The 25,959-nt window shown below is 63.1% G+C and carries 23 protein-coding genes and 1 pseudogene; 12 read left to right on the top strand and 12 right to left on the bottom strand.

Features of this window, described 5'->3' with window-relative positions; translation table 11 throughout:
• Positions 1–16: 16 nt before the first annotated feature.
• The gene (locus tag BH682_RS06995; protein ID WP_063314839.1) at positions 17–799 is read right to left on the bottom strand and encodes an SDR family oxidoreductase; all 783 of its coding nucleotides are present in this window, start codon (positions 797–799) and stop codon (positions 17–19) included.
• A gap of 34 nt (positions 800–833) precedes the next feature.
• Between BH682_RS06995 and BH682_RS06990 the strand changes: the two genes are divergently transcribed.
• Entirely contained in the window at positions 834–1,277 is a 444-nt protein-coding gene (locus BH682_RS06990) for a hypothetical protein (RefSeq protein WP_007726759.1), read from the top strand.
• Between the two features lie 4 nt (positions 1,278–1,281).
• On the opposite strand, the gene BH682_RS06985 is transcribed toward BH682_RS06990, so the two are convergent.
• On the bottom strand, positions 1,282–1,995 hold the full coding sequence (locus BH682_RS06985) for a lysoplasmalogenase (RefSeq protein WP_007726757.1): 714 nt from the start codon (positions 1,993–1,995) through the stop codon (positions 1,282–1,284).
• A gap of 49 nt (positions 1,996–2,044) precedes the next feature.
• Positions 2,045–2,725, bottom strand: a complete 681-nt coding sequence (locus tag BH682_RS06980) for a lysophospholipid acyltransferase family protein (RefSeq protein WP_003944312.1) — start codon at positions 2,723–2,725, stop codon at positions 2,045–2,047.
• A gap of 63 nt (positions 2,726–2,788) precedes the next feature.
• On the opposite strand from BH682_RS06980, the gene BH682_RS06975 reads away from it, so the two are divergent.
• From BH682_RS06975 to BH682_RS06965, 3 genes and pseudogenes are all read left to right on the top strand, one after another.
• The gene (locus tag BH682_RS06975; RefSeq protein ID WP_007726755.1) at positions 2,789–3,352 is read left to right on the top strand and encodes a TetR/AcrR family transcriptional regulator; all 564 of its coding nucleotides are present in this window, start codon (positions 2,789–2,791) and stop codon (positions 3,350–3,352) included.
• Positions 3,353–3,385: 33 nt separating this feature from the next.
• Entirely contained in the window at positions 3,386–3,829 is a 444-nt protein-coding gene (locus BH682_RS06970; protein ID WP_003944339.1) for a MarR family winged helix-turn-helix transcriptional regulator, read from the top strand.
• Positions 3,830–3,852: 23 nt separating this feature from the next.
• Positions 3,853–5,110: pseudogene (locus BH682_RS06965) on the top strand (MFS transporter).
• Between the two features lie 48 nt (positions 5,111–5,158).
• Here the strand turns inward: BH682_RS06965 and pyrE are convergent.
• The 5 genes from pyrE to clpB all read right to left on the bottom strand — a co-directional run bounded on the left by pyrE (position 5,159) and on the right by clpB (position 11,285).
• Positions 5,159–5,692, bottom strand: a complete 534-nt coding sequence (pyrE, locus tag BH682_RS06960) for an orotate phosphoribosyltransferase (RefSeq protein ID WP_003944385.1) — start codon at positions 5,690–5,692, stop codon at positions 5,159–5,161.
• Positions 5,693–5,766: 74 nt separating this feature from the next.
• The gene (locus BH682_RS06955) at positions 5,767–6,567 is read right to left on the bottom strand and encodes an SDR family NAD(P)-dependent oxidoreductase (protein WP_075832519.1); all 801 of its coding nucleotides are present in this window, start codon (positions 6,565–6,567) and stop codon (positions 5,767–5,769) included.
• A 46-nt stretch (positions 6,568–6,613) separates the two neighbouring features.
• Positions 6,614–7,516: a hypothetical protein gene (locus BH682_RS06950; protein WP_075835187.1), complete on the bottom strand. Its 903-nt coding sequence runs from the start codon at positions 7,514–7,516 to the stop codon at positions 6,614–6,616.
• Positions 7,517–7,602: 86 nt separating this feature from the next.
• Positions 7,603–8,574: a hypothetical protein gene (locus BH682_RS06945; protein ID WP_064688856.1), complete on the bottom strand. Its 972-nt coding sequence runs from the start codon at positions 8,572–8,574 to the stop codon at positions 7,603–7,605.
• A 158-nt stretch (positions 8,575–8,732) separates the two neighbouring features.
• A complete protein-coding gene (gene clpB / locus BH682_RS06940; RefSeq protein WP_075832517.1) occupies positions 8,733–11,285 on the bottom strand; it encodes an ATP-dependent chaperone ClpB in 2,553 nt (850 codons plus the stop codon).
• A gap of 182 nt (positions 11,286–11,467) precedes the next feature.
• On the opposite strand from clpB, the gene BH682_RS06935 reads away from it, so the two are divergent.
• The gene (locus BH682_RS06935; RefSeq protein WP_007726748.1) at positions 11,468–12,664 is read left to right on the top strand and encodes an FAD-binding oxidoreductase; all 1,197 of its coding nucleotides are present in this window, start codon (positions 11,468–11,470) and stop codon (positions 12,662–12,664) included.
• Between the two features lie 16 nt (positions 12,665–12,680).
• Positions 12,681–13,427 carry an FAD-binding oxidoreductase gene (locus BH682_RS06930; RefSeq protein ID WP_003944435.1) on the top strand — a complete coding sequence of 249 codons (747 nt, stop codon included), beginning with the start codon at positions 12,681–12,683 and terminating at the stop codon, positions 13,425–13,427.
• Positions 13,428–13,430: 3 nt separating this feature from the next.
• On the opposite strand, the gene BH682_RS06925 is transcribed toward BH682_RS06930, so the two are convergent.
• Complete coding sequence (locus BH682_RS06925) at positions 13,431–14,591, bottom strand: globin domain-containing protein (RefSeq protein WP_003944359.1); 1,161 nt, start codon at positions 14,589–14,591, stop codon at positions 13,431–13,433.
• 235 nt (positions 14,592–14,826) lie between these two features.
• On the opposite strand from BH682_RS06925, the gene BH682_RS06920 reads away from it, so the two are divergent.
• On the top strand, positions 14,827–16,014 hold the full coding sequence (locus tag BH682_RS06920; protein ID WP_042924169.1) for a nitric oxide synthase oxygenase: 1,188 nt from the start codon (positions 14,827–14,829) through the stop codon (positions 16,012–16,014).
• A gap of 6 nt (positions 16,015–16,020) precedes the next feature.
• Here BH682_RS06920 and BH682_RS06915 read toward each other — a convergent pair whose 3' ends face one another.
• Positions 16,021–17,406, bottom strand: a complete 1,386-nt coding sequence (locus BH682_RS06915; RefSeq protein WP_003944372.1) for a CitMHS family transporter — start codon at positions 17,404–17,406, stop codon at positions 16,021–16,023.
• A 93-nt stretch (positions 17,407–17,499) separates the two neighbouring features.
• A complete protein-coding gene (locus BH682_RS06910; RefSeq protein ID WP_063315135.1) occupies positions 17,500–18,552 on the bottom strand; it encodes a Bug family tripartite tricarboxylate transporter substrate binding protein in 1,053 nt (350 codons plus the stop codon).
• Between the two features lie 112 nt (positions 18,553–18,664).
• On the opposite strand from BH682_RS06910, the gene BH682_RS06905 reads away from it, so the two are divergent.
• Together BH682_RS06905 and BH682_RS06900 are read left to right on the top strand one after the other, a co-directional pair.
• Positions 18,665–20,317 carry a sensor histidine kinase gene (locus tag BH682_RS06905; RefSeq protein ID WP_223304623.1) on the top strand — a complete coding sequence of 551 codons (1,653 nt, stop codon included), beginning with the start codon at positions 18,665–18,667 and terminating at the stop codon, positions 20,315–20,317.
• Positions 20,314–20,997 (top strand): response regulator, encoded by a 684-nt coding sequence (locus BH682_RS06900; RefSeq protein WP_003944308.1) that lies wholly within the window; start codon positions 20,314–20,316, stop codon positions 20,995–20,997. Before BH682_RS06905 ends, BH682_RS06900 begins: the two co-directional genes overlap by 4 nt.
• Before the next feature lie 24 nt (positions 20,998–21,021).
• Here the strand turns inward: BH682_RS06900 and BH682_RS06895 are convergent, their stop codons facing one another.
• Positions 21,022–22,596 carry an AMP-binding protein gene (locus BH682_RS06895; protein ID WP_039972740.1) on the bottom strand — a complete coding sequence of 525 codons (1,575 nt, stop codon included), beginning with the start codon at positions 22,594–22,596 and terminating at the stop codon, positions 21,022–21,024.
• 222 nt (positions 22,597–22,818) lie between these two features.
• Between BH682_RS06895 and BH682_RS06890 the strand changes: the two genes are divergently transcribed.
• The 3 genes from BH682_RS06890 (at position 22,819) to BH682_RS06880 (ending at position 25,920) form a co-directional block, all read left to right on the top strand.
• Positions 22,819–23,364, top strand: coding sequence for a hypothetical protein (locus BH682_RS06890; protein ID WP_063314844.1), 546 nt, complete (start codon positions 22,819–22,821; stop codon positions 23,362–23,364).
• Positions 23,365–23,490: 126 nt separating this feature from the next.
• Positions 23,491–24,687: a Rieske 2Fe-2S domain-containing protein gene (locus tag BH682_RS06885; RefSeq protein ID WP_058038551.1), complete on the top strand. Its 1,197-nt coding sequence runs from the start codon at positions 23,491–23,493 to the stop codon at positions 24,685–24,687.
• A 51-nt stretch (positions 24,688–24,738) separates the two neighbouring features.
• Positions 24,739–25,920, top strand: coding sequence for an acyl-CoA dehydrogenase family protein (locus BH682_RS06880; protein ID WP_003944352.1), 1,182 nt, complete (start codon positions 24,739–24,741; stop codon positions 25,918–25,920).
• The last annotated feature ends 39 nt before the right edge of the window (positions 25,921–25,959 follow it).

Below are 25,959 nucleotides of genomic sequence, written 5' to 3'. Positions count from 1 at the left end.
TCTATCGTGCGGTCGACTAAGTGCTGGTGACGCGCTTGTTCATCAGCCGTGAGAGCCACGCGGGCGAGAACCGCGACGCGCTGAGGAAGAGCTTCGCCTGAGTTCCGACCGGGTAGTGAACCTTGTGCATCCGTCCGGCGCCGCGTGTGGCCGCCCACAGTTCCTGCGCGACGTCGGTTGCAGTCAGCTTGATACCCAACGATCTGGTGGCTCCGGTGTCCATTCCAGTGACCATCGCGGTCTGGACGAACAACGGCCAGAGCGCGAGAACACGGATGTCGTGCTGTGCCCATTCCAGATCGAGCGCCTCGGTCAGGCCGCGGATCGCGAACTTGGTTGCACCGTACGTCGCCAGTTCGGGCTGGCCGTAGATCGCCGAAGCGGAGCACAGATTGACCACCTGGGCGCCGACGGTATCGCGGAGGTACGGGAAAGCCGTGTGCGTGCCGTTGAGGGTGCCGGTGATGTTGATGTCGACCATTCGGCGATGCGCCGCAAGAGAAATATCCTCGAACCGTCCCGACGAGAGCACGCCCGCATTGTTGATCAGGATGTCCAGACGCCCGGACTCCCCGGCAAAATCGGCCAGACGCTGCGCCCATCCCGCCGGATCGGTGACATCCAGGACACCCGTCACGACACTGCCGCCGAAACCGTCGATCTCGGCCTTCAGGGAGGCAAGGCCGGCGTCGTCGATGTCGAACGCGCCGACGCGGTATCCGTTGCGCGCGAACAACAGCGACGTCTCCCGCCCGATTCCAGCCGCAGCACCGGTGATGAAGACGTTCGGTTCGCTCATCCGGTCAGGCTATCCTGGATGTGGAGGAAATCTGATGAATCACCGTCGCGTCGTACACACCGTGTGTTTCATCGCGGTGGGGTATCTGATCGTGCTCGCCGTGTGGCTCGGATGGCTGGTCGAGCACACTCCGCCTGGCACGCTGCCCTATCAGATCGGCGGGCTGCTCGCCGCTTTCGGCTCGGTTCTCGGATTCGGAATGGCATGGGCCAACCGCCCGACCCGCGCCGAGCGCAAACTCGAAAAGCACGGCCTCGAAGGGTGGGCACGAATCGACACCGTCACACCCCTGCGCCGAACCGTCGACGGCGAATTGGCCAAGCTCGCACTCCACCTCACGGTTCCAGGTTCCGATTCGTACTCGGGCCGGATCGAGTACGAGATCCGACCCGAGTACAAAGACAAGATCACTCCCGGATCCACGGTCACCGTCATGGTGGACCCGAAGAACCGAGACCGAATCATGCTGTGCCCGTGAAAGACTAGACGCTCTTCTTGCGCCCCAGCGCCAACATGCCCTCCACCAGCATCAGCTGCGCTCCCGCGTACGACGCCAGGATCACACCCTCGGCAGCAGCGCGGCCGGCGGTCCCGCGGATGAACAGACGACGCACCACGATCAGTCCGTCGGATGCGGTGAAGAGCACTCCGCCCAATCCGAGCCAGGAGCGTCGATCCTTGTTCGGGACGACCACGTCGAGCACGGCCTTGGACTGCGGTGCCAGAGCGGGGTCCGCCGACAACGTCGAGGTGGTTCCCAACATCAATCCGTATCCGGTGAGCGGCGTCGACACGCTCGGGGCCTTGGCACGGAGCAGTCCGGACGCCGTCGACCAACCGCTGATGCGGGGCCGCAGGGCAGCGCGGGTCGGCCGAGCGCCGCGCCGCAGCAGGAGCGCCGAGTAACTGGCCTGCATCACCGCGAACGAGGACGCGCCCTTGATCAGACGAGCATCGTTGTCCGGGTCGATCATGAACACGTCGCCGACAGTTGCAGCGGCGAGACCGGCCAGAAGCAGTGCGGTATCGGCAGTTTCCGTCTCCGAGCGCTTGCGCAGCACTCGGGCGGCCAGAGCGGGTGCGATCAACGGCTTCGCGATCTGCTGAACCCGCTCGTTACCGACTACTGCCCCGACCACTGTCGCTGCCGTCGCCGCCGCAAAAACTGCGTGCTCGATGCCCCACTTGCCCGCCATCACAATCCTCCTGTTGGTTACACGTCCAACAGCGACCGTACTGGGTCACTCAGGCGGCATCGCCGGATTTGACGTCCGCGCCGTAGACATCGACGTATTCCTGCCCCGACTGGTCACAGAGCACTGCCATCAATTCGTCCGTCGCCGCACGCACGACGGCCTGGTAGCCACGAAGTTCGCGGTACCGAGAGAAGTCGATCGGCTCCCCTACCGTGATCCGGACCTTGCTGAAGCGCCACATCCGCGTACCCGGCGGGTTGACTGCGTCGCCGCCGTGTACGACGACGGGAATGACCGGCGCCCCGGTTTCCAAGGCAACTCGAATCGCTCCGGTCTTTCCCTTGTACAGGCAACCGTCGGGTGATCGTGTTCCCTCGGGGTAGATCCCCCAGACACCACCCTTGTCGAGAATCCCGATGGCCGTGTCCAACGCCGCACGGGAGGCGTCGGCGCCGCTACGGTCGATCGGCACCTGACCGGCCCCACCGAAGAACCAGCGCTGCATCGCGCCCTTCACACCGGTCCCGGTGAAATATTCACTCTTCGCGACGAAGGTGATGCGTCGGCGCACCATGAGAACCAGGAAGAACGAGTCGACGACTGCCCGATGGTTGCCGGCGAGAATCACCGGCCCTTTCTTGGGGATGTGGTGCTGACCCTCGATCGTCGGCCGCCCGAACAGCCAGAGGACCGGGCCGATCAGGACGTATTTGAACAGCCAATAGAGCACAGGGCATCACCTTTTCCGTCTAGTAGACAGTGTCTACGACAAGAATAGTAGACACTGTCTTCCATGACTGTCAGCAGCCTTCGCGAAACACTCGTCGCCACCGGCGTCGAGATTCTCGATGCCGACGGCGCCACAGAACTGACGCTACGGGAGATAGCGCGTCGGGCGGGCGTGTCGCACGGCGCCCCGCGGAGATACTTTCCGACCCACAACAGCCTGCTAGCCGCAATTGCCTCACACGGCCTGCGCGATCTCGCCGACAGACTCGATCCCGTCCTCGCCGGCAAACAATCCGCTCGTAGCCGATTGATCTCGGCAGCAATCGAATACGTGTCATTCGCCCAGGAGCGACCGGCGATGTTCGAGTTGATGTTTCGCCACGACCTCCTCGAGGGCGCAGGCAGCAACCTCCGAGAGTCTTCTCTCCCACTCTTCGCCGCCCTGCAATCCCTGACCGAAGAGGCCGACGCCTCCGATCCCACCACATCTGCGTTGAACATCTGGACCGGAACCCACGGCATCGCAGTGCTGGCGGCAAATCGAAGCCTCGCACTCGTCGCACCCGACCTCGATGTGCCGTCGCTGGTAGCCACCGCCGTGACGGACCACCTTCCACGGACTCGTTGATTTACATAGTTAACCTATGCAATAATATTCTTCGTGACAGACGAAGAACAGCAACTGCACGAACTACTCGTCGACCTCGTGAGCAATACGCACCGCTTCGCGAAGCTGGCAGGCTCCTTCGCGTCCGATCAGTACCCACGCGCCTGGCTGCGCGCACTCTCGTTACTCGAGGAATACGGCGAAATGCGGATCAGCGACTTCGCTCGACTCGACAGAAGCTCGCAGCCCTCTGCCACTGCACTACTGCGCAAACTCGGCGAGAACGGTTACGTCGAACGCCGCGCCGACCCCGAAGACGCCCGGGCAGTTCGAGTGGCCATGACGGACAAGGGCCGAAAGATCTTGAACGACGGTCGAAACGAGATCGCCGACGCTCTAGTCCCCCACTTCGTCGAACTCGGGCCTGAGCAGATCAAGAAACTGGCCGACGGATTGGCCGAATTGCGGTCCATCATCAAGACTTCCGATCCCAGCTGAAACACCCACCACTGAAAAAGGAGGTGGCCGTGAGCAACACGACCGCGACATCAACGCACCAGAACGAGGCTCCGCCGAGCCTCCTGAAACAACCGAAAGCGGTGTGGGCGGTAGCCTTTGCCAGCGTCATCGCCTTCATGGGCATCGGATTGGTCGATCCGATCCTCAAGCCGATCGGCGAACAACTCGACGCCACACCGTCGCAGGTTTCGCTGCTGTTCACCAGCTACATGCTCGTCACCGGCGTGGCCATGCTCATCACCGGTGTGGTGTCCAGCCGCATCGGCGCCAAGAAAACACTTCTTGCAGGCCTTGCCATCATCATCGTGTTCGCTTCTCTGGCAGGCGCTTCCAGCACCATCGGCCAGATCGTCGGATTCCGTGCGGGCTGGGGACTCGGCAATGCACTGTTCATCGCAACGGCGCTCGCGGCAATCGTCGGCGCGGCCAGCGGCGGCGTGGCACGGGCGATCATCCTGTACGAGGCTGCATTGGGCATCGGTATCGCAGTCGGACCGCTGGTCGGCGGAGTTCTCGGTGACATCAGCTGGCGCGCACCGTTCTTTGGCGTCGCAGCCCTGATGGCGGTCGCCTTCATTCTCATCGTGGTGATGCTTCCGAGCGCACCCAAGCCCGAACACCGCACGTCCATCGCTGCGCCCTTCCAGGCGTTGCGGCACCGCGGGCTACTCACCGTTGCCATCACCGCGCTGCTCTACAACTACGGATTCTTCACGCTGCTCGCGTACACGCCGTTCCCCCCTCGACATGGGGGCGTACCCGATCGGATTCATCTTCTTCGGTTGGGGCCTGATGCTGGCGATCTCGTCGGTTTTCCTCGCCCCTCGCCTGCAACGACGCTTCGGCACCCTGCCGATGATGATGCTGGCACTGACCCTGTTCGCACTCGACCTGGGCATGATGGCGCTGTTCACCGAGAACAAGATCGTCTTGATCGTCGGTGTCGTCCTCGCCGGTTTGTTCCTCGGCGTGAACAACACACTCATCACCGAAACCGTCATGATCTCAGCTCCCGTGGAGCGGTCGACCGCCTCGGCTGCTTACAGCTTCGTTCGATTCGTCGGCGGCGCCGCTGCTCCGTGGGTAGCCGGCAAGCTCGGCGAATCCAACGTCCACATGCCGTTCTGGGTCGGCGCGGTGCTCACCCTCGCCGCCGTATTCGTCCTGTCGAGCGGACGTAAGGTTCTCGCTCACGTCGACGACCACGATCCCGCGCCGCACAGCGTCGACGAAGCACTCGCCGTCACCGTAGGCGACTGACCCCTGTGAGTGGTTGAGGAGCGCAGGGACTCAACCACTCACGGGGCGTCAGCTCAGGTTCAGATCTTCCAGGCCCAGCAGCGAGCGGTACTCGACGCCCTCGGCACCGATCACCGCATCCGCACCCGTCGCGCGATCGACGACCGTAGCGACTCCGACCACGGTGGCCCCTGCCTCGCGCAGGGCCTTCACTGCTGTCAACGGCGAATTGCCCGTCGTGGTCGTGTCCTCGACAACCAGGACACGCTTGCCGACGATGTCCGGGCCCTCGATCTGGCGCTGCATCCCGTGGGCCTTCGCGGCCTTGCGGACGACAAACGCATCGATCGGTCGGCCGGGAGCGTGCATCACTGCCATAGCGACCGGATCGGCGCCCATCGTCAAACCGCCGACGGCGTCGAAATCCCAGTCCGCGACCAGTTCACGCAGCAGCGAGCCGATCAGCGGCGCTGCCTTGTGGTGAAGTGTCGCGCGGCGAAGGTCGACGTAGTAATCGGCTTCCTTGCCCGAGGACAACGTCACCTTTCCGTGTACAACAGCCAATTCGCGCACCAGCGCAGCCAAATCCTCACGATCGCTCATGAGTGCTCAGCCTACCGACCACTGCCTTGTGTTCGGCTTCTGCCTCTGGGCTACGTCCGGCTTCCGCCTCTGGGCTACGTCCGCCCGCGGCCTCGTCCGACGATGTTGGTCAGCCGGCGAACCAGCCCCTTGGGAACGCGACGCCCGGCCGTCGTGAGGACCTTGTACTGGAATCCCGGAATACTGATGACCTTGTCGTCACCGAGATCCTTCATCGACGCCGCAACCACCTGGTCGACGCTCAGCCACATCGGCTTGGGGATCGTGGACATCTCGATGCCCGCGCGCTCGTGGAACTCGGTGCGAATGAAGCCCGGGCACAGCGCCTGCACGCGCACTCCCGTCCCGGCCAACCCGCCGGACAGCCCTTCGGTGAACGAGATGACATAGGCCTTGCTTGCCGAATACGTCGAACCCCGCCCGGACAGCAGGCCCGCGACGCTCGCCACGTTGACAATCGTTCCGTGCGCCGACGCGATCATGCTGGGCAGCGCCGCACGGGTCAGCCGCATCACGGCGGTGACGTTGACGTCGAGTTGAGACTGAAGGAGCGCCGGATCGGCGGTCCAGAACTCGCCGGAGGTACCGAATCCGGCGTTGTTCACCAACACCTCGACGCCCTTCTCCAAACGAAGCGCGACCGTGTCGCGTCCGGCCTCCGATGCGAGATCGGCAACCAGAATCTCCGACTCGGTGCCGAACATCGTCTTCAACTCGGACGCGAGGTCGTGCAATCTGACCTCGTCACGTGCGACGAGAACCAGGTCGTATCCGAGGGAGGCGTATTTCTTGGCGAAACCGGCGCCGAGACCAGAGGTGGGTCCGGTCACCAGGGCAACGGGACGCACAGGGCGATCCGAGTGGGAAGTCGACATACCGGCCACGCTAGTGGTTATCGCGCCTGGACGGGAACCTTAAAGGTCAGTCGACCGGGCGAATTGTGCCCGAGCGCTGCGACGCCGGGCGCTGAGCCGGCTTGTCAGCCGCCTCGGGCTTGCGCAGCGATTGATCCGGACGTGGCGCAGATTCCCGCGGTGCGGGCTCACGCGGTGCGGACTCACGCGGTGCGGACTCACGCGGGGCAAATTCACGCGGCGGAGCGTCACGGGGCGGCTGCTCTTGACGCGAACGGGGCTGTTCTACCGGATCCGGAGTTGGGCGAGACTTCTCGGCGCCCGGCCGCGGGCGGCTCGGATCGTGATCGACCTCGAGTTCGTTGGGATCGGTGACGGGAGGCAGGACATGCAGAATGCCGGACAGGCGCGCAACCGACTCGATTGCCGCGTCCCAGTCCCGGCCGTTACTGGTCACCGGAAGCGAACCGAGCGTCCACTGCCCTTCGCTCCACAGCATGCTGATCGACGGCGGAACCGATTCGGTGAACGCCACCATGCGCTGATCACAGACACGACGTGCGATCTCGAGATCGGTCGCGAAGACGACTCGTGAACCGATCGCACCCAACAGGTTCAGGTCGCCGTCCTTGGGCGGAGCCGTCGACTTCAACCGAAGATCGATGTCGACGTCCGACCCGATCTCGCGGCGAACAGCCACGATGGTTGCGGTCTCCTCCAGGTCGAACAGCACGAACTGCTCTCCGCGACGGCGGCCGCGGACGACGTCGGTAGCAGTGAGGTAGTCCTGCTTGGCCATGACCGCGCGGTGCCATTCGCCTGCCAGCTGATCGTCAGTGGCCGTGTACGTGTAACCCTGCGCCTTGGCCCAGATCTGACGCACTCGCCCGGATTGATCTCGCCTCGTCCTGTCGACGTACAGAAGCGCACCCGCGCCTGCGAGTGCAATTGCTGCCAGTCCGAACCACATTCCAGTCATCACCCTCCAGGGTAGCGACTCGTGGCCTCAACCTCCCGCGACACCCTGGTGGACTCGCCCGATGTGTCGTGAACGACTCAGTTGCCGAACTTCGGCAGCGACGTACTCAGAATCGTGTTGGCGGTCATCGTGCCGTTCTCCACCGGCGTTCCGTCGACGACGATGTTGTCTCCCGGTTGCAGATCGGCGATGGTGGCGCGGTTGAGCGCGATGAGCGTGGTGTCCGCGGTGGTCAGAATCGTCACCTGCGAACCCCCGATCGAATCGATGACCAACGTGCCGCCGTCGTTCGACTTCACGGTGCCGACGGCTCCCCCGGCGTCACCGATGACTTCGCCGAGCCCGCCTGGAAGCTGGCTGAGCGGAGAATCCGTCGTCGGAGTCGGCGCCGTGGTGCTGGCCTTCGGCGGTGTCGTGGTCGGCGCCTGCGTCGTGGTGGTCGGGGGAACGAAAGCGGTCTGGGTGCCCTTGTCGTTCGAGCCGAACGCCGAGAACGCGATGATCGCGATCACGGCGACCAGGATCCCGACCACACCGGCGGCCACCCACGTCGCGAGCTTGCGCTTCTTACCGCCGCCCGACGATCCATCGTCGATGAACGGCTGTTCCGGCGGAACTCCACCGCCACCACCGGCAACTGGATACTGCTGTGTATTTCCGTACTGCTGCGTGTTCCCGTACTGATCCGGGTTCCCGTACTGCTGAGCGGTGTACGGCGGATAGGCCTGCGTCGCACCAGGCGGCGGCGCCTGCGGATCGAACTGCGGGTTGTAGGCAGGGAACGCCTGAGTGGGATTCGGCTGCTGACCCTGCTGCCCCAAATACTCCGTGTTCTGATCCGGTCCGCCGTAGGGATACTGCTGTGCCCCCGGATACTGCTGTGCCCCCGGCGGCTGACCGAAATACTCCGTCGGCTGGTTCGGATTCTGGCCGGACACCGTCCCGTACTGCTCCGTCGGCTGGTCGGGCGTACGCCCCCACACCTCGGTCGCCTCGGGATCCTCACGGCGCGGCCCACCCGAGTTACGCGGATCGTTCTGATCGGTCATGCCTGGCTCACCTTCGGTTGGGACGAAAGAGCGTCGAAGTCGTTCGGAGAGGCGCGAGTGCACTCGTCCCCGGTTCGAGCATCCAGCCATCCAGGGTAGAACAAAATGCGAGTGCCCCGCCGATCCAAGTGGATCGACGGGGCATTCCGCTTACCGAATCAGGAGAGAACCAACTGATCTGCGTCCTCGCTGACACCGACGTGCACGGTGTCGCCGTCCTGGACCTTGCCGGCCAGGAGCAGCTTGGCGAGCTGGTCGCCGATCGACTGCTGAACGAGTCGACGCAATGGCCGAGCGCCGTACAGCGGGTCGTAGCCGCGCACTGCGAGCCACATCCGAGCCGCACCGTTCACCTCGAGGGTGAGACGACGCGCAGCCAGACGCTTCTGCAACTGCTCGAGCTGGATGTCCACGATGTGCTCCAACTGCTCCTCGGAGAGCGAGTCGAAGATGACCACGTCGTCGAGACGGTTGATGAATTCCGGCTTGAACGCGTGGCGTACCGCATCCATGACCTGCTCCCGCGTGCCACCGGATCCCAGGTTGGAGGTCAGGATCAAGATGGTGTTGCGGAAGTCCACCGTGCGGCCTTGACCGTCGGTCAGTCGGCCTTCGTCGAGTACTGCGAGCAAGACGTCGAACACGTCGGGGTGTGCCTTCTCGACCTCGTCGAAGAGGACCACCGAGTACGGGCGTCGTCGAACTGCTTCGGTGAGCTGGCCACCGGCTTCATAGCCGACGTATCCCGGAGGAGCACCGACGAGTCGGGCCACCGAGTGCTTCTCACCGTATTCGCTCATGTCGATGCGGATCATCGCGCGCTCGTCGTCGAAGAGGAAGTCCGCCAAGGCTTTGGCGAGCTCCGTCTTGCCGACGCCGGTCGGGCCGAGGAACAGGAACGAACCGGTGGGCCGATTGGGGTCGGCGACACCTGCTCGGGCGCGGCGAACCGCATCCGAGACGGCGACGACGGCGTCGGTCTGGCCGACGACGCGCTTGCCGAGTTCGGACTCCATGCGGAGCAGCTTCTCGGTTTCGCCTTCCATCATCCGGCCGGCGGGGATTCCGGTCCAGGCTGCGACCACTTCTGCGACGTCGTCGGGCCCGACCTCTTCCTTGAGCATCACGTCACCGTCGGAGGCAGCTCCGGAAGCGGCTGCTGCCTCTTCCAGTTCCTTCTCGAGCGCCGGGATACGGCCGTAGCGCAACTCGGCTGCCTTGCCCAGATCGCCGTCACGCTCAGCGCGTTCGGACTCTCCTCGCAGGGTTTCGAGCTGTTCCTTCAGCACGCGCACCGAGTCGATGGCCTGCTTTTCGTTCTGCCAGCGGGTGCTGAGCTGATTGAGCTTTTCGCGGTCGTCCGCGAGTTCCTGACGCAGCTTCTCGAGCCGCGCCTTGGACGCGTCGTCGGTTTCCTTCTCGAGTGCCACTTCTTCGATTTCGAGTCGGCGAACCGTGCGTTCCACCTCGTCGATCTCGACGGGACGCGAGTCGATCTCCATACGAAGTCGCGATGCGGCTTCGTCCACGAGGTCGATGGCCTTGTCCGGCAGGAACCGCGACGTGATGTAGCGGTCCGACAGCGCGGCAGCCGCCACCAACGCGGAGTCGGTGATGCGCACGCCGTGGTGCACCTCGTAGCGCTCCTTGAGGCCGCGCAGGATACCGATGGTGTCCTCGACCGAGGGCTCACCGACGAGCACCTGCTGGAAACGACGCTCGAGTGCTGCGTCCTTCTCGATGTACTTGCGGTACTCCTCGAGTGTGGTCGCACCGACCAGCCGCAGCTCACCACGGGCGAGCATCGGCTTGATCATGTTGCCTGCGTCCATCGCGGATTCACCGGTGGCTCCGGCGCCGACGATGGTGTGCAACTCGTCGATGAAGGTGATGACCTGTCCGGCACTGTTCTTGATGTCGTCGAGGACAGCCTTGAGGCGTTCTTCGAATTCACCGCGGAACTTGGCACCGGCGACCATGGACCCGAGATCCAGGGACACGACGGTCTTGCCTCGCAGCGATTCCGGGACGTCACCCGCGACGATGCGTTGGGCAAGGCCCTCCACGATCGCGGTCTTGCCGACGCCGGGCTCACCGATGAGTACCGGGTTGTTCTTGGTACGACGCGAGAGCACCTGCACGACACGGCGAATCTCGGTGTCGCGACCGATCACCGGGTCGAGCTTGCCGCTACGTGCAGCTTCGGTGAGGTCGGTGGAGTACTTTTCCAGCGCTTGGTAGGTGCCTTCGGGCTCCGGGCTGGTGACGCGAGCGCTGCCGCGGACGGTGGTGAAGGCTTCACGCAATGCGTCCTGGGTAGCGCCATGACGTACGAGCAACTGTGCGACGTCGGAGTCCCCGCCGGCCAGTCCGTAGAGGACGTGCTCGGTGGAGACGTATTCGTCGTCCATCTCGGTGGCGAGGTGCTGAGCAGCAGTGAGTGCCGCGAGTGCCTCACGCCCGAGTTGCGGGGTGGAGCTTGCGCCGGTTGTCTTGGGTAGGCGATCGACGATTGCCTGTGCTTCACGGTGTACGACCGTGGGGTCGACGCCTACAGCTTTGAGTAGTGGGGCAGCGATGCCGTCGGTCTGGTCGAGCAATGCGACCAGCAGATGGGCAGGCCGGATATCGGGGTTACCCGCCGACGACGCCGACTGCAGTGCAGCCGTCATCGCAGCCTGGGTCTTGGTTGTTGGTGTGAACGAGTCCACTTGTCACCTTTCTGGCGAAGTCGAACGGGAAGAGCCGCGACCGGTTGGTATTGCGACTGTGTCAATATGCTCAACGCGGACAAACTTGAGTCTATTCCGCTCAAGTTTGTTTTCGCCAGGCCGAGTTGGTTTCGTAGGTCACATTTTCAGCCGTACTAGAATTGTGGCGAGAGTTGCAGCTGGTGCGAAAGGGGGATGGATTGGATCCGACAGTGATCGCCCGTCTGCAATCCAGCCTCGATTCTCTGACCGACGACGAAGAGAGCCGTGCGCACTTCTCGGCAGTGTTCTACACCGGCCTCTTTGCGGAACATCCTCTGTACCGCTCATTGTTCCCCGCCGGGATGGAATCGCAGGGCCACCGTTTCTTCAGAGCCATCGAGTTCGTCGTGAAGAATCTGCCCCAGCATCGCCGAATCCGGAAGTTCCTCACACAACTCGGCCGCGACCACCGTCGCTACGGCGTCGAGCGTGAGCACTACGAGGCCGCCGGCGTCGCTCTGAAGCGCGCGGTTCGGTCGATGTACGGCACGAGCGCGCACAGCCGCTACAAGTGGACGCCGGAGCTGGACGAGGCCTGGTCTCAGTTCACCGACCTCGTCGTCGGCACGATGGCCGACGGCGCCGAATCCGATACGACCCCGGCGCTCTGGGGCGCAACCGTGGTCAGCCACGAACGAGTCCTCGACGATCTGGCGATTGTTCGCCTCGAAGCCGACCCACCCATTCCGTACGGGGCGGGGCAATACGTAGGTGTTCAGATTCCCCAGCGCCCGAAAATGTGGCGGTATTACTCACCGGCGATTCCGACCAACCCTTTCGGTCAGCTCGAGTTCCACATCCGCAAGGTGTCGGGAGGATGGGTCAGCCCCGCGATCGTCAGCGAAACCAACGTCGGTGACCGCTGGGTCATGTCCACTCCCCTCGGCGGCCTCGAGGTCGACTTCACCAGCGACCGTGACGTTCTCATGATCGGGTCCGGCACCGGTATCGCTCCACTGCGGGCACAGGTGATGGAAATGTCTCAACGCGCGCACAACCCGCGCGTGCACCTGTTCGTCGGCGGCCGCTATCCCTGCGATCTGTACGACCTCGAAACCCTCTGGCACATCTCGCTCAGCAACCCGTGGTTGACCGTCGTGCCGGTTTCCGAAGAACCCGAAAACCCTTGGTGGCACAACGGACCGGTGCTCGAACCACCGTTCGGAATGCACAGCCGGCTGATCGGACCGATCGGAAAAGTGGTCGCGCAGTTCGGTTCGTGGGCCGACCGTCAGGTGCAGATCTCGGGGTCACCGTCGATGATCAAGACAACCGTCTACGCCTTGCGTGCCGGCGGAACTCCGCTCGACCAGATCCGGCACGACCCGCTCTACTGACTACAGGAGAACTTTCATGGCCCAGCGAACCTGGTCGAGCACAGTCGTCGAACATCACCGTCTCCGTGAGGATCTGGCGGTTGTTCGTCTTGTCGGCGACGTCGTCCCGTTCCGACCGGGCCAGTACGTCGACGTCAGCGTCCCGCAGAACTCGCGGTTGCTCCGTCGACTCTCCCCCGCACTGCCTCCCTCACACGACGGGAAGTTGGAGTTTCACGTCAAGACGGTTCCCGGTGGTTGGGTCAGCGGTTCGATAGTCAAGGACACCCAGCCTGGTGACGTCTGGCAGATCCTCGACCCGCGCGGCAACCTGTCCGTCGACGAGAACGGCCCCACCGTCATCATGGTCGCGGGCGGAACCGGTTTGGCCCCACTCCGGTCGATCATTCTCGATCTGGCTCAGACCCCGAACCCGCCGCAGGTGTACCTCTTCTTCGGTGGCCGAACGCTTCGTGATCTCTACGCTGCGGACATGCTGTGGCTGCTCGCCGACCAGTTTCCGTGGTTGCAGCCCATTCCTGTCGTCGAAGATCTCTCCGACGGCGGCCCGCCCGACGGATGGTTCGACCGGTTGAACGTCGACATCGGATTCGGCGACGATCATCTCATCGAAGGCACGCTCGCCGACGTCGTCGCGTCGTACGGTGCGTTCACCGAACATCAGGTCCTGGTGTGCGGATCGGCGGCCATGGTTCGGTCGACGCGTGATCGATTGATCGAGGCCGGAACGCCGGCCGAGGTCATTCAGTTCGATCCGTACTGACGGTCAGTACGTCGGGTCGTTGCGAACGGTGTCGACGTCGATGCCCACTGCGCGAAGCCTGAATTTGGTGCTGTTGACCATGGATTCGCTGCCGACGACCTGAATGTCGTAGCCCGCCCAGTCCCCGAACGAGGTCACGACCTTACCGACCTTGCCGACGATGCGCCGCTTCATGCCGATCGGCGGCAGTGGCTCCGCTTCGGTGTGCCACCACGGATTCTCGTCTTCTTCGGAGACCGGGATGATCGTGAGCCACGGGTACTTCTCGGCCAGCTTCCACAGATGCGGAAGGTCGTAGAGATCGCACGGATGCTGTCCGGAGTAGAACAGTTGGACCTTGCGAGTGTTGCCGCGTCGGATCAGTTCGAGGATCTGAGCGCGAAGAGGCGCGACACCTGTTCCCGACGCGATCATCAAAAGGTCCTTGGAGTTCTCCGGAATCCCCAAGGCGCCGATGGGCGAACCGACCACCCAGGTGTCACCGACAGCGGTCTGGTTCACCATGACCGGGCTGACCCACCCGCCGGTGACCTGGCGGATGTGGAACTCGAGGATTCCGGTCCCGTCGTACGGCGTGGCCGGAGAGAGGTAGCGCCACATCCGTGGCCTCGCGGCGACCTGCACGCTGACGTACTGACCGGCGCGGTACTCCATCGTCTGGTCGAGTTGCAGCCGCACGACGGCGACGCCCTTGATGACCGGGCGGCATTCGATGACCGTGGCACTCCACGCGGGCGGACCGTCTTCCGCGTTGGCGGCATCCATCATCGCCGCCGAGATGATCGCGAGCGCGTTACGCCACGCGCTGTCGACCTCGTCGGTCCACATTTCGGCGCCACCGAAGGTCTCGAGTGCTTCGATCAAGGCATTGCCGACTGCCGTGTAGTGCTCGTCGGTGACGCCGTACTTACGGTGATCGCGGCCGAGCTGTGCGAGGTACTCGAGTATCGCGTCGGACTCGTCGAGGCGTTCGACGACGTGAGCGATAGCGCTGACAAGCCGGTCACGCTGCACATCCATCGCTGCCGGAAAGAACTCCCGGGTTTCGGGCGATCGAGCGAACAGGATCGAATAGAAGGTACGGGCGAGCCGTTCCGGACCATCTTCTACCGCAGCGACGGATTTGAAGCTCGACCGGACCAGAGAGATTGCTTGCGAATCCACGCTCATCCTCGTCCCGACTAGACGCGGCAAGACCCGCCGCGGAATTTCGTCTGCAGCTTATGTCACAAATGTCTGACTCGTAAATCATTCTGGACAAGTGTCACAATGCGACCCCATTTCGCGGTGTGACCGTCCCTTTCTTATTCTTGCGTGCAAGATAAACAAGAGCTTCGACACTCTCGATCGCCGAGCTAACGTTCAGCGAAATCTCAACCAGCCAAACAGGAGTCGTGCCGTGGATTTTGTTCGACAGGACGAATTGCCCACCGATAGCGGGCTTACGTCCCAGATCGCCTCCACTACCCCGACGCTGACCGAGCTTCAACGTCGGGAACTCGAGTGCGTCGAATTTTTCGACTCTCCGGAACTGGGCCACCTCCCGACGTCTCGGCGGCGTGAGGCCTTGCGTGAACTCCATCGGACCGGCACCTACACGCACACAGCGGAGGAATTGCTCGTCGGCGCCAAACTCGCGTGGCGAAACCACGCCAGGTGCGTCGGTCGCGCGCATTGGCGGACCCTCAAACTCATCGACGCGCGCGATGCCGTCACGGCTTCCGCTCTCGCCGAAGCATGCTGGGAGCACCTGCGACTGTCGACCAACGGCGGCGCTCTGCAGTCGGTCGTGACGGTCGGGCCACTCCCCCGCGAGGACGGTCAGGAGTACCGAATCCTCAGCCCGCAACTGATCCGCTACGCCGGCTACCGGCAGCCTGACGGCACCATTCTGGGCGACCCGTGGCACGTCGATCTGACTGCTCAGGTCACCGCGATGGGGTGGAAGGGCGCCGGTACGCCGTTCGACGTTCTCCCCGTACTGATTTCGGTTCCCGACGAACCCCTGCAGTACTTCGACGTCCCGACCGACCTGGTTCTCGAGGTCGAGATCGAGCACCCCGAATACAGCTGGTTCGCTGATCTGGGGCTTAAATGGCATGCCGTCCCTGCGGTCTCGGACATGAACCTCGACATCGGCGGAATCGTCTATCCCTGCACGCCGTTCAGCGGTTGGTACGTCAGCACCGAGGTAGGCGCACGCAACTTCAGCGACACCGATCGCTACAACATGTTGCCCACCATCGGAGCGATGATGGAGCTCGACATGAGCCACGACCGCACGCTCTGGAAGGACCGCGCACTGGTCGAACTGAACCGTGCAGTTATCCACAGCTACCGCAAGGCCGGCGTCATCATGGTCGACCATCACACTGTCGCAAAGCAATTCATCGATCACATCGCGCGTGAGGACAAGGCCGGGCGCAAGTGCCCGACCGACTGGTCATGGGTGAACCCGCCCATGTCCAGCTCGCTCACGCCGACGTTCCACCGCCTGTACGACGAGCCCGATCTCGACATCCGGCCCAATTTCGTGACAAAAAAGAAGAAGGGCACCGACCAAGGCCGGTGCCCCTTCCACAACTGATCGCGCTCAGAAGGGGATCTGCCCCAATCCGACGCCGACCACGAGCATCGTGATCGAGATCAGGCCCGCTCGCCACAGAACCTTCTTGTGGTGATCCGCCAGAGAAACACCGGCGAGTGTGACCAGTAGCAGGATCGCCGGGACCAGCGGGCTCTGCATGTGCACGGCCTGCCCGGTGATCGAGGCGCGCGCCATCTCCACCGGCTCGATGCCGTACTGCGCTGCAGTCTCGGACAGCACCGGCAGCACACCGAAGTAGAACGCGTCGTTGGTCATGAAGAACGTGAGCGGGATACTCAGGACGCCCGTGATGACGGCGAGGTGCGGGCCCATCGCGTCGGGGATGACCTGAAGCAGCCACTCTGCCATCGCCTCGACCATGCCGGTTCCCTGGAAAACGCCGGTCAGCACCGCTGCTGCCAGCACCATCGCGACCACCGAGACGATGCTCGACGAATGGCGTGCGATTGCTTCACCCTGATCCTTGACCGCCGGGAAGTTCACCGCGAGGGCGATCGACGACGCGATCATGAACAGCACCGGGATGGGCAGGATGTCCATCACGAGTACGACGAGAAGGATCGTCGTCAGCGCAGCGTTGAACCAGAGCAATTTCGGCCGCAAGGTGTCCCGCTTGGGGTCGAGGCCGTCGATGAATCGTCCGGTGTCGCCGCCGTCGTCCTCGGAGTCGTTCGAGCCGCCGGTGCCGGCGCTACCGGTGCTGGAACTTCCACCGTTTCCGACCTTTTCGAGGATGCGCTCAGAAGTCAGGACCAAAGTCCCGATCCTGCGGCGCTCCATGATCCCGAGGTGAATCGCGAATCCGAGCACCATGATCAGGCCGACGATCAACGACGGCACCATCGGCACGAACACGTCGGAGGGTGAGAGTCCCAGCGCGCTCGCGGCCCGGACGGTCGGGCCGCCCCACGGAATGATGTTCATCGTCGCGTTGGACAGGCCGGCGATCACCGTCAGAACGACGGGACTGACACCGAGTTTGAGGTAGAGCGGAAGCAGCGCCGAGGTCACGATGATGAAGGTCGTCGAACCGTCTCCGTCCAGCGAGACCACCATCGCGAGCACTGCGGTTCCGACCACGAGCCTCATCGGATCGTCTCGCACCATCCGCAGGATGAGCTTGACCAGCGGATCGAAGAGGCCGACGTCGATCATGATTCCGAAGAAGATGATCGCGAAGAACAACAGCGCCGCGGTGGGTGCGAGCGACTTGATGCCGTCGGTGATCATGTCGCCGATTCCGAGGCCGGCCCCGGCAAGTAGTCCGAAGGCCACCGGAACCAGAGTCAGTCCCACCACCGGGGTCGCGCGTTTGGTGAGAATCAGGAACATGAACACCGCAACCATGAGGAAGCCGAGTGTGACGAGCATGATGAACTCCTTTAGTGCTGAATTGCCGAGAAAAACGGCACGGCAAATCGAGCCGGTGACCTTCGTGGAGGTGAAACGAAACTTCGGTAGTGCTCAGTTGATGCCGGGCGGATCGAGTGTTGCGTCGACGAACCGGGATTGATCGGTGAGGAATGCGGAGAACTCGGGTTCGGTGAGAACTGCACTGTTCCAACCGTTTCGGCGAGACAGCTCGTTCCAGCGCGGGCTTGCCGCCAGATCCCGCACCAAATTCTGCAAGTGCTGACGCTGATCGTCCGTCAGGCCCGGCGGCGCCATGAGACCCCGCCAATTGGTGAACGTGACGTCGACGCCAGACTCCGCCATCGTGGGCGCATCCACCGCCGGGGTACGGGCCGGCGAACTGACCGCAAGGACCCGAACCGTGCCTGCCGCAATCTGATCGAGGTATTCACCGATACCGGTGGCGGCTACGTCGACCTGCCTCGTGAGCAGTGCGGGAAGCAGTTCGCCGCCGCCGTCGTAGATGCGGTACGGGGAGCGCGACGGATCGACGCCGACCGCCCGTGCGAACAGAAGGCGGAACAACCCGTCCGGTCCACCTTCACTCGAACCACCGCCGATCGAGATCGACGACGGATCCGCCACCCAGGCCTGCGTCAGATCGGCGAGAGTTTTGTACGGTGAATCTGCTGGAACCAGTAGCGCTTCCGGTTCTTCGACGAGTCTCGCAATCGGTGTCACGTCGGCAAGTGTGTGCTCGGACGGCAGTATCTCGAGCGAACCGAGAACTCCGAGCCCCATGACCATGAGTAGGTCGGGATTCCCGCTTTCGAGAGCCAACCGGTTGAGTCCGACGATGCCGCCCGATCCGGGCAGCACAACGACGTCGGCGTCGACGGTCCCTTCGTCGGCCAGTGCTTGCACCATGGTCCGGGCGGTCAGGTCGTAACCACCACCGGCCACCGAGGGCACCAGTACGCGCAGTTCTTCGGAACTCTCACCCGCTCGGCCACCGGCGAAGAAGGACTCGACCGGAGTGCATCCGGTCGAGAGCACGAGAGTCATCGCGCAGGCACCGAGCAGGGCGATATGCCTGCTCAGCCCCTTCGATGTGCTCATGGCTTCGTCCTTGTCTGCCGGTACCGATGTGTGAACAGGTTTCATACTGACGCACTTTGTGACTGGGGTCACCATTGGGAAAGCAAATTGATTTGTGCTCATTGTGCTCACGAACGGCCGCTTTCCCGGCATCGAACTGAAGGCTAGGGTCTGGCTGGTGTCCTCAGGAAACGAGCAGGCGGAGCGAGAGAGCAAGTCGTCTCTGTTTGCCCGGCTGTTTCGCCGCCGGCACACTCTGGCGACACAACTTCTCGAACTGCAACTTCTGATCGTCGTTGCAGTTCTCGTGTGCGTCACCGCCCTCTCCCTCGCGCAGTCGTCCGCGAGTTTCCAACGCGAGGAGGGACGTCGCGCACTCTCGGCAGCGGAATCGCTCGCAGCCAATCCGGCAGTACGCGAGCTACTCCCCCAGGCGCAGACCCGCCTCCGCTCCGGACTACAAGGTTCGGTCGACTCGGTACGCGCCATCTCGGGCGTCACCTACGTCTCGCTTGCCGACGCCGACGGCAGTGTCGTCATTTCGACGCGTCCCGGTGATGTCGGCATCGACGCACGTCAGACGGAGGATCGGTCGTGGACGGGTTTGGTCGACACGCCCTCCGGCAAGGCCGTGGAGGCGCACGTTCCGATTCTCGGCAGCGAAGGAGCGATTACCGGAACCGCGATCGTCGGCATCGAGTACCCCTCGATCTGGACACGGCTGCTGCAGTCTGCACCGAATCTCCTGGTATACCTCGCGGTGGCATCCCTTCTCGGCGGCGTCGGGTCGATCCTGTTGGCCCGCAGGGTAAAACGGCAAACCCTCGGCATGGAAGCCGGCGAGATCCTGGACCTGGTTCGCCAACGTGAAGCAATGCTGCGCGGTCTCAAGGAAGGCGTCATCGCATTCGACGCGCAGGGAAAGGTGGTGCTGATGAGCGACAGTGCCCACCAACTCCTCGACATCCCACGCGGCAGCGCCGGTAGATCGGTGCGGGACCTCGGTCTCGACGACCGCCTCCAGAGTGTACTGACCTCCGGCACAACCGAATCCGATCAGTTGGTTCTTGTCGGCGATCGCCTGCTCGTCCTCAACACCGTCTTGATCGAATCGAAAGGCCGCACCATCGGGTCGGTCACCACTTTCCGCGACCGCACCGAATTGCGCTCCGTGGAAGAAGAACTCGACGTGACCAAAACCAGCACCGACGCACTACGCGCCCACATCCACGAGTTCGACAATCAACTGCACACCATCTCCGGCCTCATCCAGCTCGGCGAATACGACGAGGTGGTCGGCTACGTCGAGGGTCTGACCATGGAGCGCGCGCAGGTCAGCGCGACCGTGACCGAGAAGATCGCCGACGTCGGCACCGCCGCACTCGTGATCGCCAAGATAGGTGCTGCTGCACAGGGGTTGGTCACGGTCGAGCTGGCGGCGGACACACATCTGGAGACGGTGGACCGCAGACTCGGACGAGATCTCGTGACAGTGGTCGGAAACCTCGTCGACAATGCCATCGACGCCGTCGGTGAGATGCCGGAAGCCGCGCGCCGCAAGGTTCGGTTGTCGATTCGGGGCCGTGGCACCGCGGTCGAAGTGCGGGTCGAGGACGCCGGCCCCGGTATCGCGCCGGAGAATCGCGACAGGGTGTTCGGCCAGGGTTGGAGCACCAAGGGACAATCGAGCGACGGACACGGTTTCGGTTTGGCGCTGGTGCGCCTGACGTGTCGTCGGCGGGGCGGCGACGTCACCGTGAGCACTCGTTCGGCAGAGGACATCGAGTGGACTGTCTTCAGCGCAGTCCTACACGACGGAGAGGGCGCATGATCCGGGTACTGGTGGTCGACGACGACTTCATGGTGGCGAAGGTGCACAGCGGATTCGTCTCACGGATAGACGGTTTCGAAGTGTGCGGCGTTGCCCATTCGGCCGAGACCGCGCTGGCCGCAGTCGGTGAGTTGCAACCCGACCTGGTGCTTCTCGACGTCCACCTGCCTGGCACCACCGGACTCGATCTGATCGCCCCGTTTCGCGAGCTGGCACCGGAGCTGGATGTTCTTGTCATCACTAGTGAGCGCGAGGCCGGCTCGGTCAAGAAAGCGCTGCGCAGCGGCGTCGTGCATTACCTGATGAAGCCCTTCACGTTCGAGGTTCTCCGTGAGCGTCTCGAGCGTTACCGATCGACATACGCAAACCTCGACAGCTCCGGCGAGGCAGAACAGGAGGCGGTGGACGAGGCTTTCGGCGTGGCAGGTGGCGCGACAACGGCGTCGTCCCTCAAGGGTCTACCGAAAGGACTCAGTCCTGAGACCCTTCAGCTGGTCGAGGCAGCACTACGAGACGAAACCGAACCCGCCTCGGCCACAGACATTTCCGAGAGGGTCGGCATCTCACGCGCGAGCGCGAGGCGCTACCTCGAATACCTCTACGAAACCGGGCGGTCCACCACTTCGCTGAAATACGGAGTGGTGGGCCGCCCGGAACGTCGTTACGTCTGGAAACGCTGACCCTTCGCTACACGACGCTGGTTCCTAGACCGCGCGGGCGCTGGTCTCCCAGTACCGCGCGCGCAGCGCCTTCTTGTCCAGCTTGCCCAGCGGTGTCAGCGGGAGTGATTCCACGAAGTCGATGCTCTTGGGAGCGTGAACCGAACCCTTGGCTGCCTTCACCTTGTCGACCAGTTCCTCGGTGTCGACGGTCAGTCCGGCACGAAGTACGACACAGGCCTTGACGGCTTCGCCCCACTTGTCGTCGGGCACACCGACTACCGCCACCGACGCGACGGACGGATGCGCCGAGATCACGTCTTCGATTTCGCGGGGGAACACGTTGAAACCACCGGTCACGATCATGTCCTTCTTGCGATCGACGATGGACATGAACCCGTCCTTGTCCTTGCGCGCGATGTCGCCGGTGTGCAGCCAACCACCCCGGAACGCCTCGGCGGTTTCGGCCGGCTTCTTCCAGTAGCCCTTCATGATCAGCGGGCCACGGACGCAGATCTCACCGAGTTCTCCCTGCGGCACCTCGTTGAGGTCGTCGTCGAGCAACCGGACGTCGAGCCACGGCACCGGACGCCCACACGTGGCGAGGCGGGCCGGATCGTCGGCGAGGTGTTCTTCCTTGCGCAGCACCGAGATAGTCATGCCGCACTCGGTCTGACCGTAGAACTGGAAGAAGATCTGACCGAACTTCTTGATGCCCTCCTGCAGTCTGGCGGGAGACATCGCGGACGCTCCGTAAAACAGCGTCTGCAAACTCGAGACGTCCCGCTTGGGCAGATCGGGGTGGTCCATGAGCATGTAGATCATGGTGGGCACCAACATGGTTGCCGTGATCTTGTGCTTCTCGATCGCTTCGAGCACAGCACCTGGCTCGAAGGCAGGCAGGACGATCAACGCACCGCCGCGCAGCAAGGTCGGGATGAAGAACGCTGCACCTGCGTGTGAGAGTGGCGTGCAGATGAGGAAGCGGTTGTCCTCGGGCCACTGCCACTCCGACATCTGGATCTGATTGAGCGCAGCACCCGAACGGAAGGATCCGACAACACCTTTGGGCTTGCCGGTCGTTCCACCGGTGTACACCATGCTGCTGGCGTCTTCGGCGTCGACGTGCGCTGCCTTCAGCGGCGCGGGCTCGAACGTGGCAGCCAGCGCGAGGATGTCGATTCCCACCTCGGACGGCCCCATCGAGAGCACGTTGGTCAACGAGGGTGACGACGCCTTCAACTCGGCGGCGCGCTCTTCGAAGGCATTGGGATCGAAGATCAGCGTCTCGATCTCGGCGTCGTCGACGATGTACTTGTGGTCGTCGAGCGATCCCATCGGGTTCAAGGCGCTCGCCCGGCAGCCGGTGATCATGGTCGCGCCCATACTGATCAGAACCTCGGGGCGATTCTTCGACAGCATCGCGGTGCTGGTGCCCTGAGTGATTCCCAAAGACGCGAGCGCCTGGGCGAAGCAGCTGATCTGATCGCGCATCTGACCGCCGGTGAGGATCACGTCGCCGAGGTACAGCGCGGGCTTGTCGTGATTGCGTTCCAGAGCGGTGATGAGCAGGTCCGGACCGTATACCGGTCGGTGCAGGTCAGCGAACTCGTCTGTCATCTGGTCTTCCTTCTGCTCGGCGCGTGCAGTCATCGAGATGTGCTCCCGGTCACGGATACGATATCCAGAATTGCACAAAACTGGAACAGGTTCCACCTCTTCGATCGAATCCGAGAATGCTCCCGATCAGCGGGAAGCCCGTCGTCACCCGCGTGAGCGGTGGTTAGCGTCGATGTACCCACCGAGACGACAGCGTCTCGGTCGCGTCCAACGGAGAGTGTCATGACTACCAACCTCGGTACCGCCCACTTCACGGCAACTGCTCCGCGTACTGCCACCACGCTCCTCTCCGATTTCGACTCGTTGTACGGCACCGTGCGCTCGGCACCCGACGGGGCCGTCGTCGAGCAGGACGTCGTGTTCTTCGGACGCCCCGATCCCGGCGCACTGCTCACCGGATCCGTGAGGGCGTTGAGTTCGACACTCGAGCGGATCACCGAATACCACGACCAGACCGGACATCTGGTGGCCGAGGTCTTCGTCCGGGAAGTCCCGACAGCGGGCACCGGAACCGATCCCGTTGCCGCCCTTGCTGATTTCGCTGCTCGTCGTTACGGCTCGGCGTCACTACGACGCTTCCGCGGACGTTCCACCGCGACTTCCACGGGAACAGATCTGCACTGCTCCGTGACAGTGCTCGCGACGTACGAGAAGGACCACGAGAGCGTGGCCGACGTAGCTCTGGTCGCCACCGATCCCGCTGGGGTCGTCACTGCCCGGGCCTGGGCGACTTACGCGATCGACGATGTGGCGACACTCGCGAGCTGAATCTCTGCAGGTCACCGAGTAGGCGTTCCATCCAGCGGGAACTGCCGTATCTCCAGCGGACGCTTCGTCGTTGTATGAGACGGATCACATCACTGGAGCGTCGCAAGACGCGGCTCGGAGGAAGACATGGCACTCGGAACCGGCCCACTCACCACTACGGACACCCCGACGCAGACGGGCGCCGGCGAGGAAATTCGAGAAATCGAAGCGGCAGCGCCTCCCGCACGGTTCGCACGTGGATGGCACTGCCTCGGACTGAGCAATACCTATCGCGACGGTCAGCCCCACCAGATCGAGGCATTCGGCACCAGCCTTGTCGTCTTCGCCGACAGCAAGGGCGACATCAAGATTCTCGACGCCTACTGCCGCCACATGGGTGGCAACCTTGCTCACGGAACCGTCAAGGGCGATTCGATCGCCTGCCCGTTCCACGACTGGCGTTGGGGCGGTAACGGAAAATGTACGGCGATCCCCTACGCACGACGCGTTCCGCCGCTGGCCAAGACGCGGGCATGGATCACTCTCGAGAAGAACGGTCAGCTGTTCGTCTGGCACGATCCCCAGGGAAATCCCCCGCCCGCCGAGGTCACGATCCCCGACATCGAGGGCTTCGGAAGCGATGAGTGGAGCGCCTGGAGCTGGAACACGCTCACCATCGAAGGCTCTCATTGCCGCGAAATCGTGGACAACGTCGTGGACATGGCCCACTTCTTCTACGTTCACTACTCGTTCCCCAAGTACTTCAAGAACATCTTCGAAGGTCATGTCGCGAGCCAGTACATGGAATCGGTGGGACGTGAGGACGTCATCAGCGGCACCAACTACGGCGATCCCAACGCTGTGCTCCGTTCGGATGCTTCATATTTCGGACCGTCGTACATGATCGACTGGATCAAGAGCGAAGCCAACGGGCAGATCATCGAGACCGTCCTGATCAACTGCCACTACCCGATCTCGAACAATGCGTTCGTCCTGCAGTACGGCGCGATGGTCAAGAAGCTACCCGGTATGGACGACGAGTCCACTGCCGCGATGGCCGCGCAGTTCACCGAGGGCGTCGAGATGGGATTCCTTCAGGACGTGGAGATCTGGAAGAACAAAGCTCCGATCGACAACCCCCTGCTCTCCGAGGAGGACGGCCCGGTTTACCAGTTGCGTCGCTGGTACAACCAGTTCTACACCGACGTCGAGAATGTCACGGAAGACATGACGAAGCGCTTCGAATTCGAGATCGACACCACCCGCGCAGTGGAGAGCTGGAAGCGGGAAGTCGCCGAAAACGTTGCCGCACGCGACGCCCAGGCACTCGAGACAACCTCCTGATCCGCAGTCGAAAACACTGCTGAGACAAACAGACTGGATGCAAGGAACAACATGACGTACGAAGTGCTCGAACAGATCAACGCGATGGCCGACGACATCTTCGCCGAAGGCATCGAGGCCGAGCGGATCGGCCGGGTGGCCGACGACACCGCCAAGAAGATGAAGGCAATCGGTTCCATCCGCATGCTGCAGCCCAAGGAACATGGCGGCATGGAGGCGCATCCGCGCGAATTCGCCGAAACCGTCATGCGGATGGCTTCACTGAACCCGTCGGCCGGCTGGGTCCACGGGATCGTCGGAGTTCACCCGTGGCAACTCGCGTTCGCGGATCCCAAGGTGCAGCAGGAGATCTGGGGATCCGATCCCGACACCTGGATGGCATCGCCGTACATGCCCGGCGGAATGTGTATCCCCACCGACGGCGGCTACAAGTTCTCCGGTCGCTGGCAGTTCTCCTCCGGTACCGACCATTGCGACTGGGCATTCCTCGGCGCGATGGCGTGTGACAAGGACGGCAACATGGAGATGCCGCCGCGCATGCTCCATGTGATCATTCCGCGCACCGACTACGAGATCATCGAAGACTCGTGGGATGTCATGGGACTTCGCGGCACCGGCTCCAAGGATCTCGTAGTCAAGGATGCGTATGTCCCCGATTACCGCGTCATGGACTGCGACGAGGTCATCGACGGCACGGCAGTGCGCAAGTACGGGCGCACCGAGACGCTGTACCTCATGCCGTGGTCGAACATTTTCCCCCTCGGAATCACCGCCGCCACGATCGGCATCTGCGAGGGAATGCTCTTCCACGCCAACGAGTACCAAGCCGATCGCATCAACGCGCAGGGCACGGCGATCAAGGACGACCCGTACACCTTGTTCGCCATCGGTCAGGCAACCGCCGACATCCGGGCTGCGCGCGACACCCTGCTTGCCAACGTCGACCGCATGTGGGATCGAGTGGACGCTGGCAAGGAAGTGACCTTCGAGCAGCGCGCGGAGGGACGTCAGACTCAGGTACAGGCCGCCTGGCGCGCCGTCAACGCAATCGATCAGGTCTACCCACGCTGCGGTGGCAACGCATTGCGGATGGACAAGCCGCTTCAGCGATTCTGGCGCGATGCTCATGCTGGACAGCATCACGCAATTCACGTGCCGAGCACCGTTTTCCACGCCGCATCACTGAGCCGTCTCGGCGCAGACCCGCAGGGTCCGCTGCGGGCGATGATCTGATCAGACTTCGACACAAGAAATCGACAGGAAAAAGACACG

The sequence above is a fragment of the Rhodococcus sp. YL-1 genome (assembly GCF_001942025.1).
In the GTDB taxonomy this organism is placed as follows: Bacteria; Actinomycetota; Actinomycetes; order Mycobacteriales; family Mycobacteriaceae; genus Rhodococcus_F; species Rhodococcus_F qingshengii.
This window is presented reverse-complemented; position numbering and strand designations above follow the sequence as displayed.

Coding starts and splice junctions, on each gene's coding strand:
- BH682_RS06995 (WP_063314839.1), bottom strand. CDS start 799: ATGAGCGAACCGAACGTCTTCATCACCGGTGCTGCGGCTGGAATCGGG.
- BH682_RS06990 (WP_007726759.1), top strand. CDS start 834: ATGAATCACCGTCGCGTCGTACACACCGTGTGTTTCATCGCGGTGGGG.
- BH682_RS06985 (WP_007726757.1), bottom strand. CDS start 1,995: ATGGCGGGCAAGTGGGGCATCGAGCACGCAGTTTTTGCGGCGGCGACG.
- BH682_RS06975 (WP_007726755.1), top strand. CDS start 2,789: ATGACTGTCAGCAGCCTTCGCGAAACACTCGTCGCCACCGGCGTCGAG.
- pyrE (WP_003944385.1), bottom strand. CDS start 5,692: ATGAGCGATCGTGAGGATTTGGCTGCGCTGGTGCGCGAATTGGCTGTT.
- BH682_RS06955 (WP_075832519.1), bottom strand. CDS start 6,567: ATGTCGACTTCCCACTCGGATCGCCCTGTGCGTCCCGTTGCCCTGGTG.
- BH682_RS06950 (WP_075835187.1), bottom strand. CDS start 7,516: ATGTGGTTCGGACTGGCAGCAATTGCACTCGCAGGCGCGGGTGCGCTT.
- BH682_RS06945 (WP_064688856.1), bottom strand. CDS start 8,574: ATGACCGATCAGAACGATCCGCGTAACTCGGGTGGGCCGCGCCGTGAG.
- BH682_RS06930 (WP_003944435.1), top strand. CDS start 12,681: ATGGCCCAGCGAACCTGGTCGAGCACAGTCGTCGAACATCACCGTCTC.
- BH682_RS06915 (WP_003944372.1), bottom strand. CDS start 17,406: ATGCTCGTCACACTCGGCTTCCTCATGGTTGCGGTGTTCATGTTCCTG.
- BH682_RS06910 (WP_063315135.1), bottom strand. CDS start 18,552: ATGAAACCTGTTCACACATCGGTACCGGCAGACAAGGACGAAGCCATG.
- BH682_RS06900 (WP_003944308.1), top strand. CDS start 20,314: ATGATCCGGGTACTGGTGGTCGACGACGACTTCATGGTGGCGAAGGTG.
- BH682_RS06895 (WP_039972740.1), bottom strand. CDS start 22,596: ATGACAGACGAGTTCGCTGACCTGCACCGACCGGTATACGGTCCGGAC.
- BH682_RS06890 (WP_063314844.1), top strand. CDS start 22,819: ATGACTACCAACCTCGGTACCGCCCACTTCACGGCAACTGCTCCGCGT.
- BH682_RS06885 (WP_058038551.1), top strand. CDS start 23,491: ATGGCACTCGGAACCGGCCCACTCACCACTACGGACACCCCGACGCAG.
- BH682_RS06880 (WP_003944352.1), top strand. CDS start 24,739: ATGACGTACGAAGTGCTCGAACAGATCAACGCGATGGCCGACGACATC.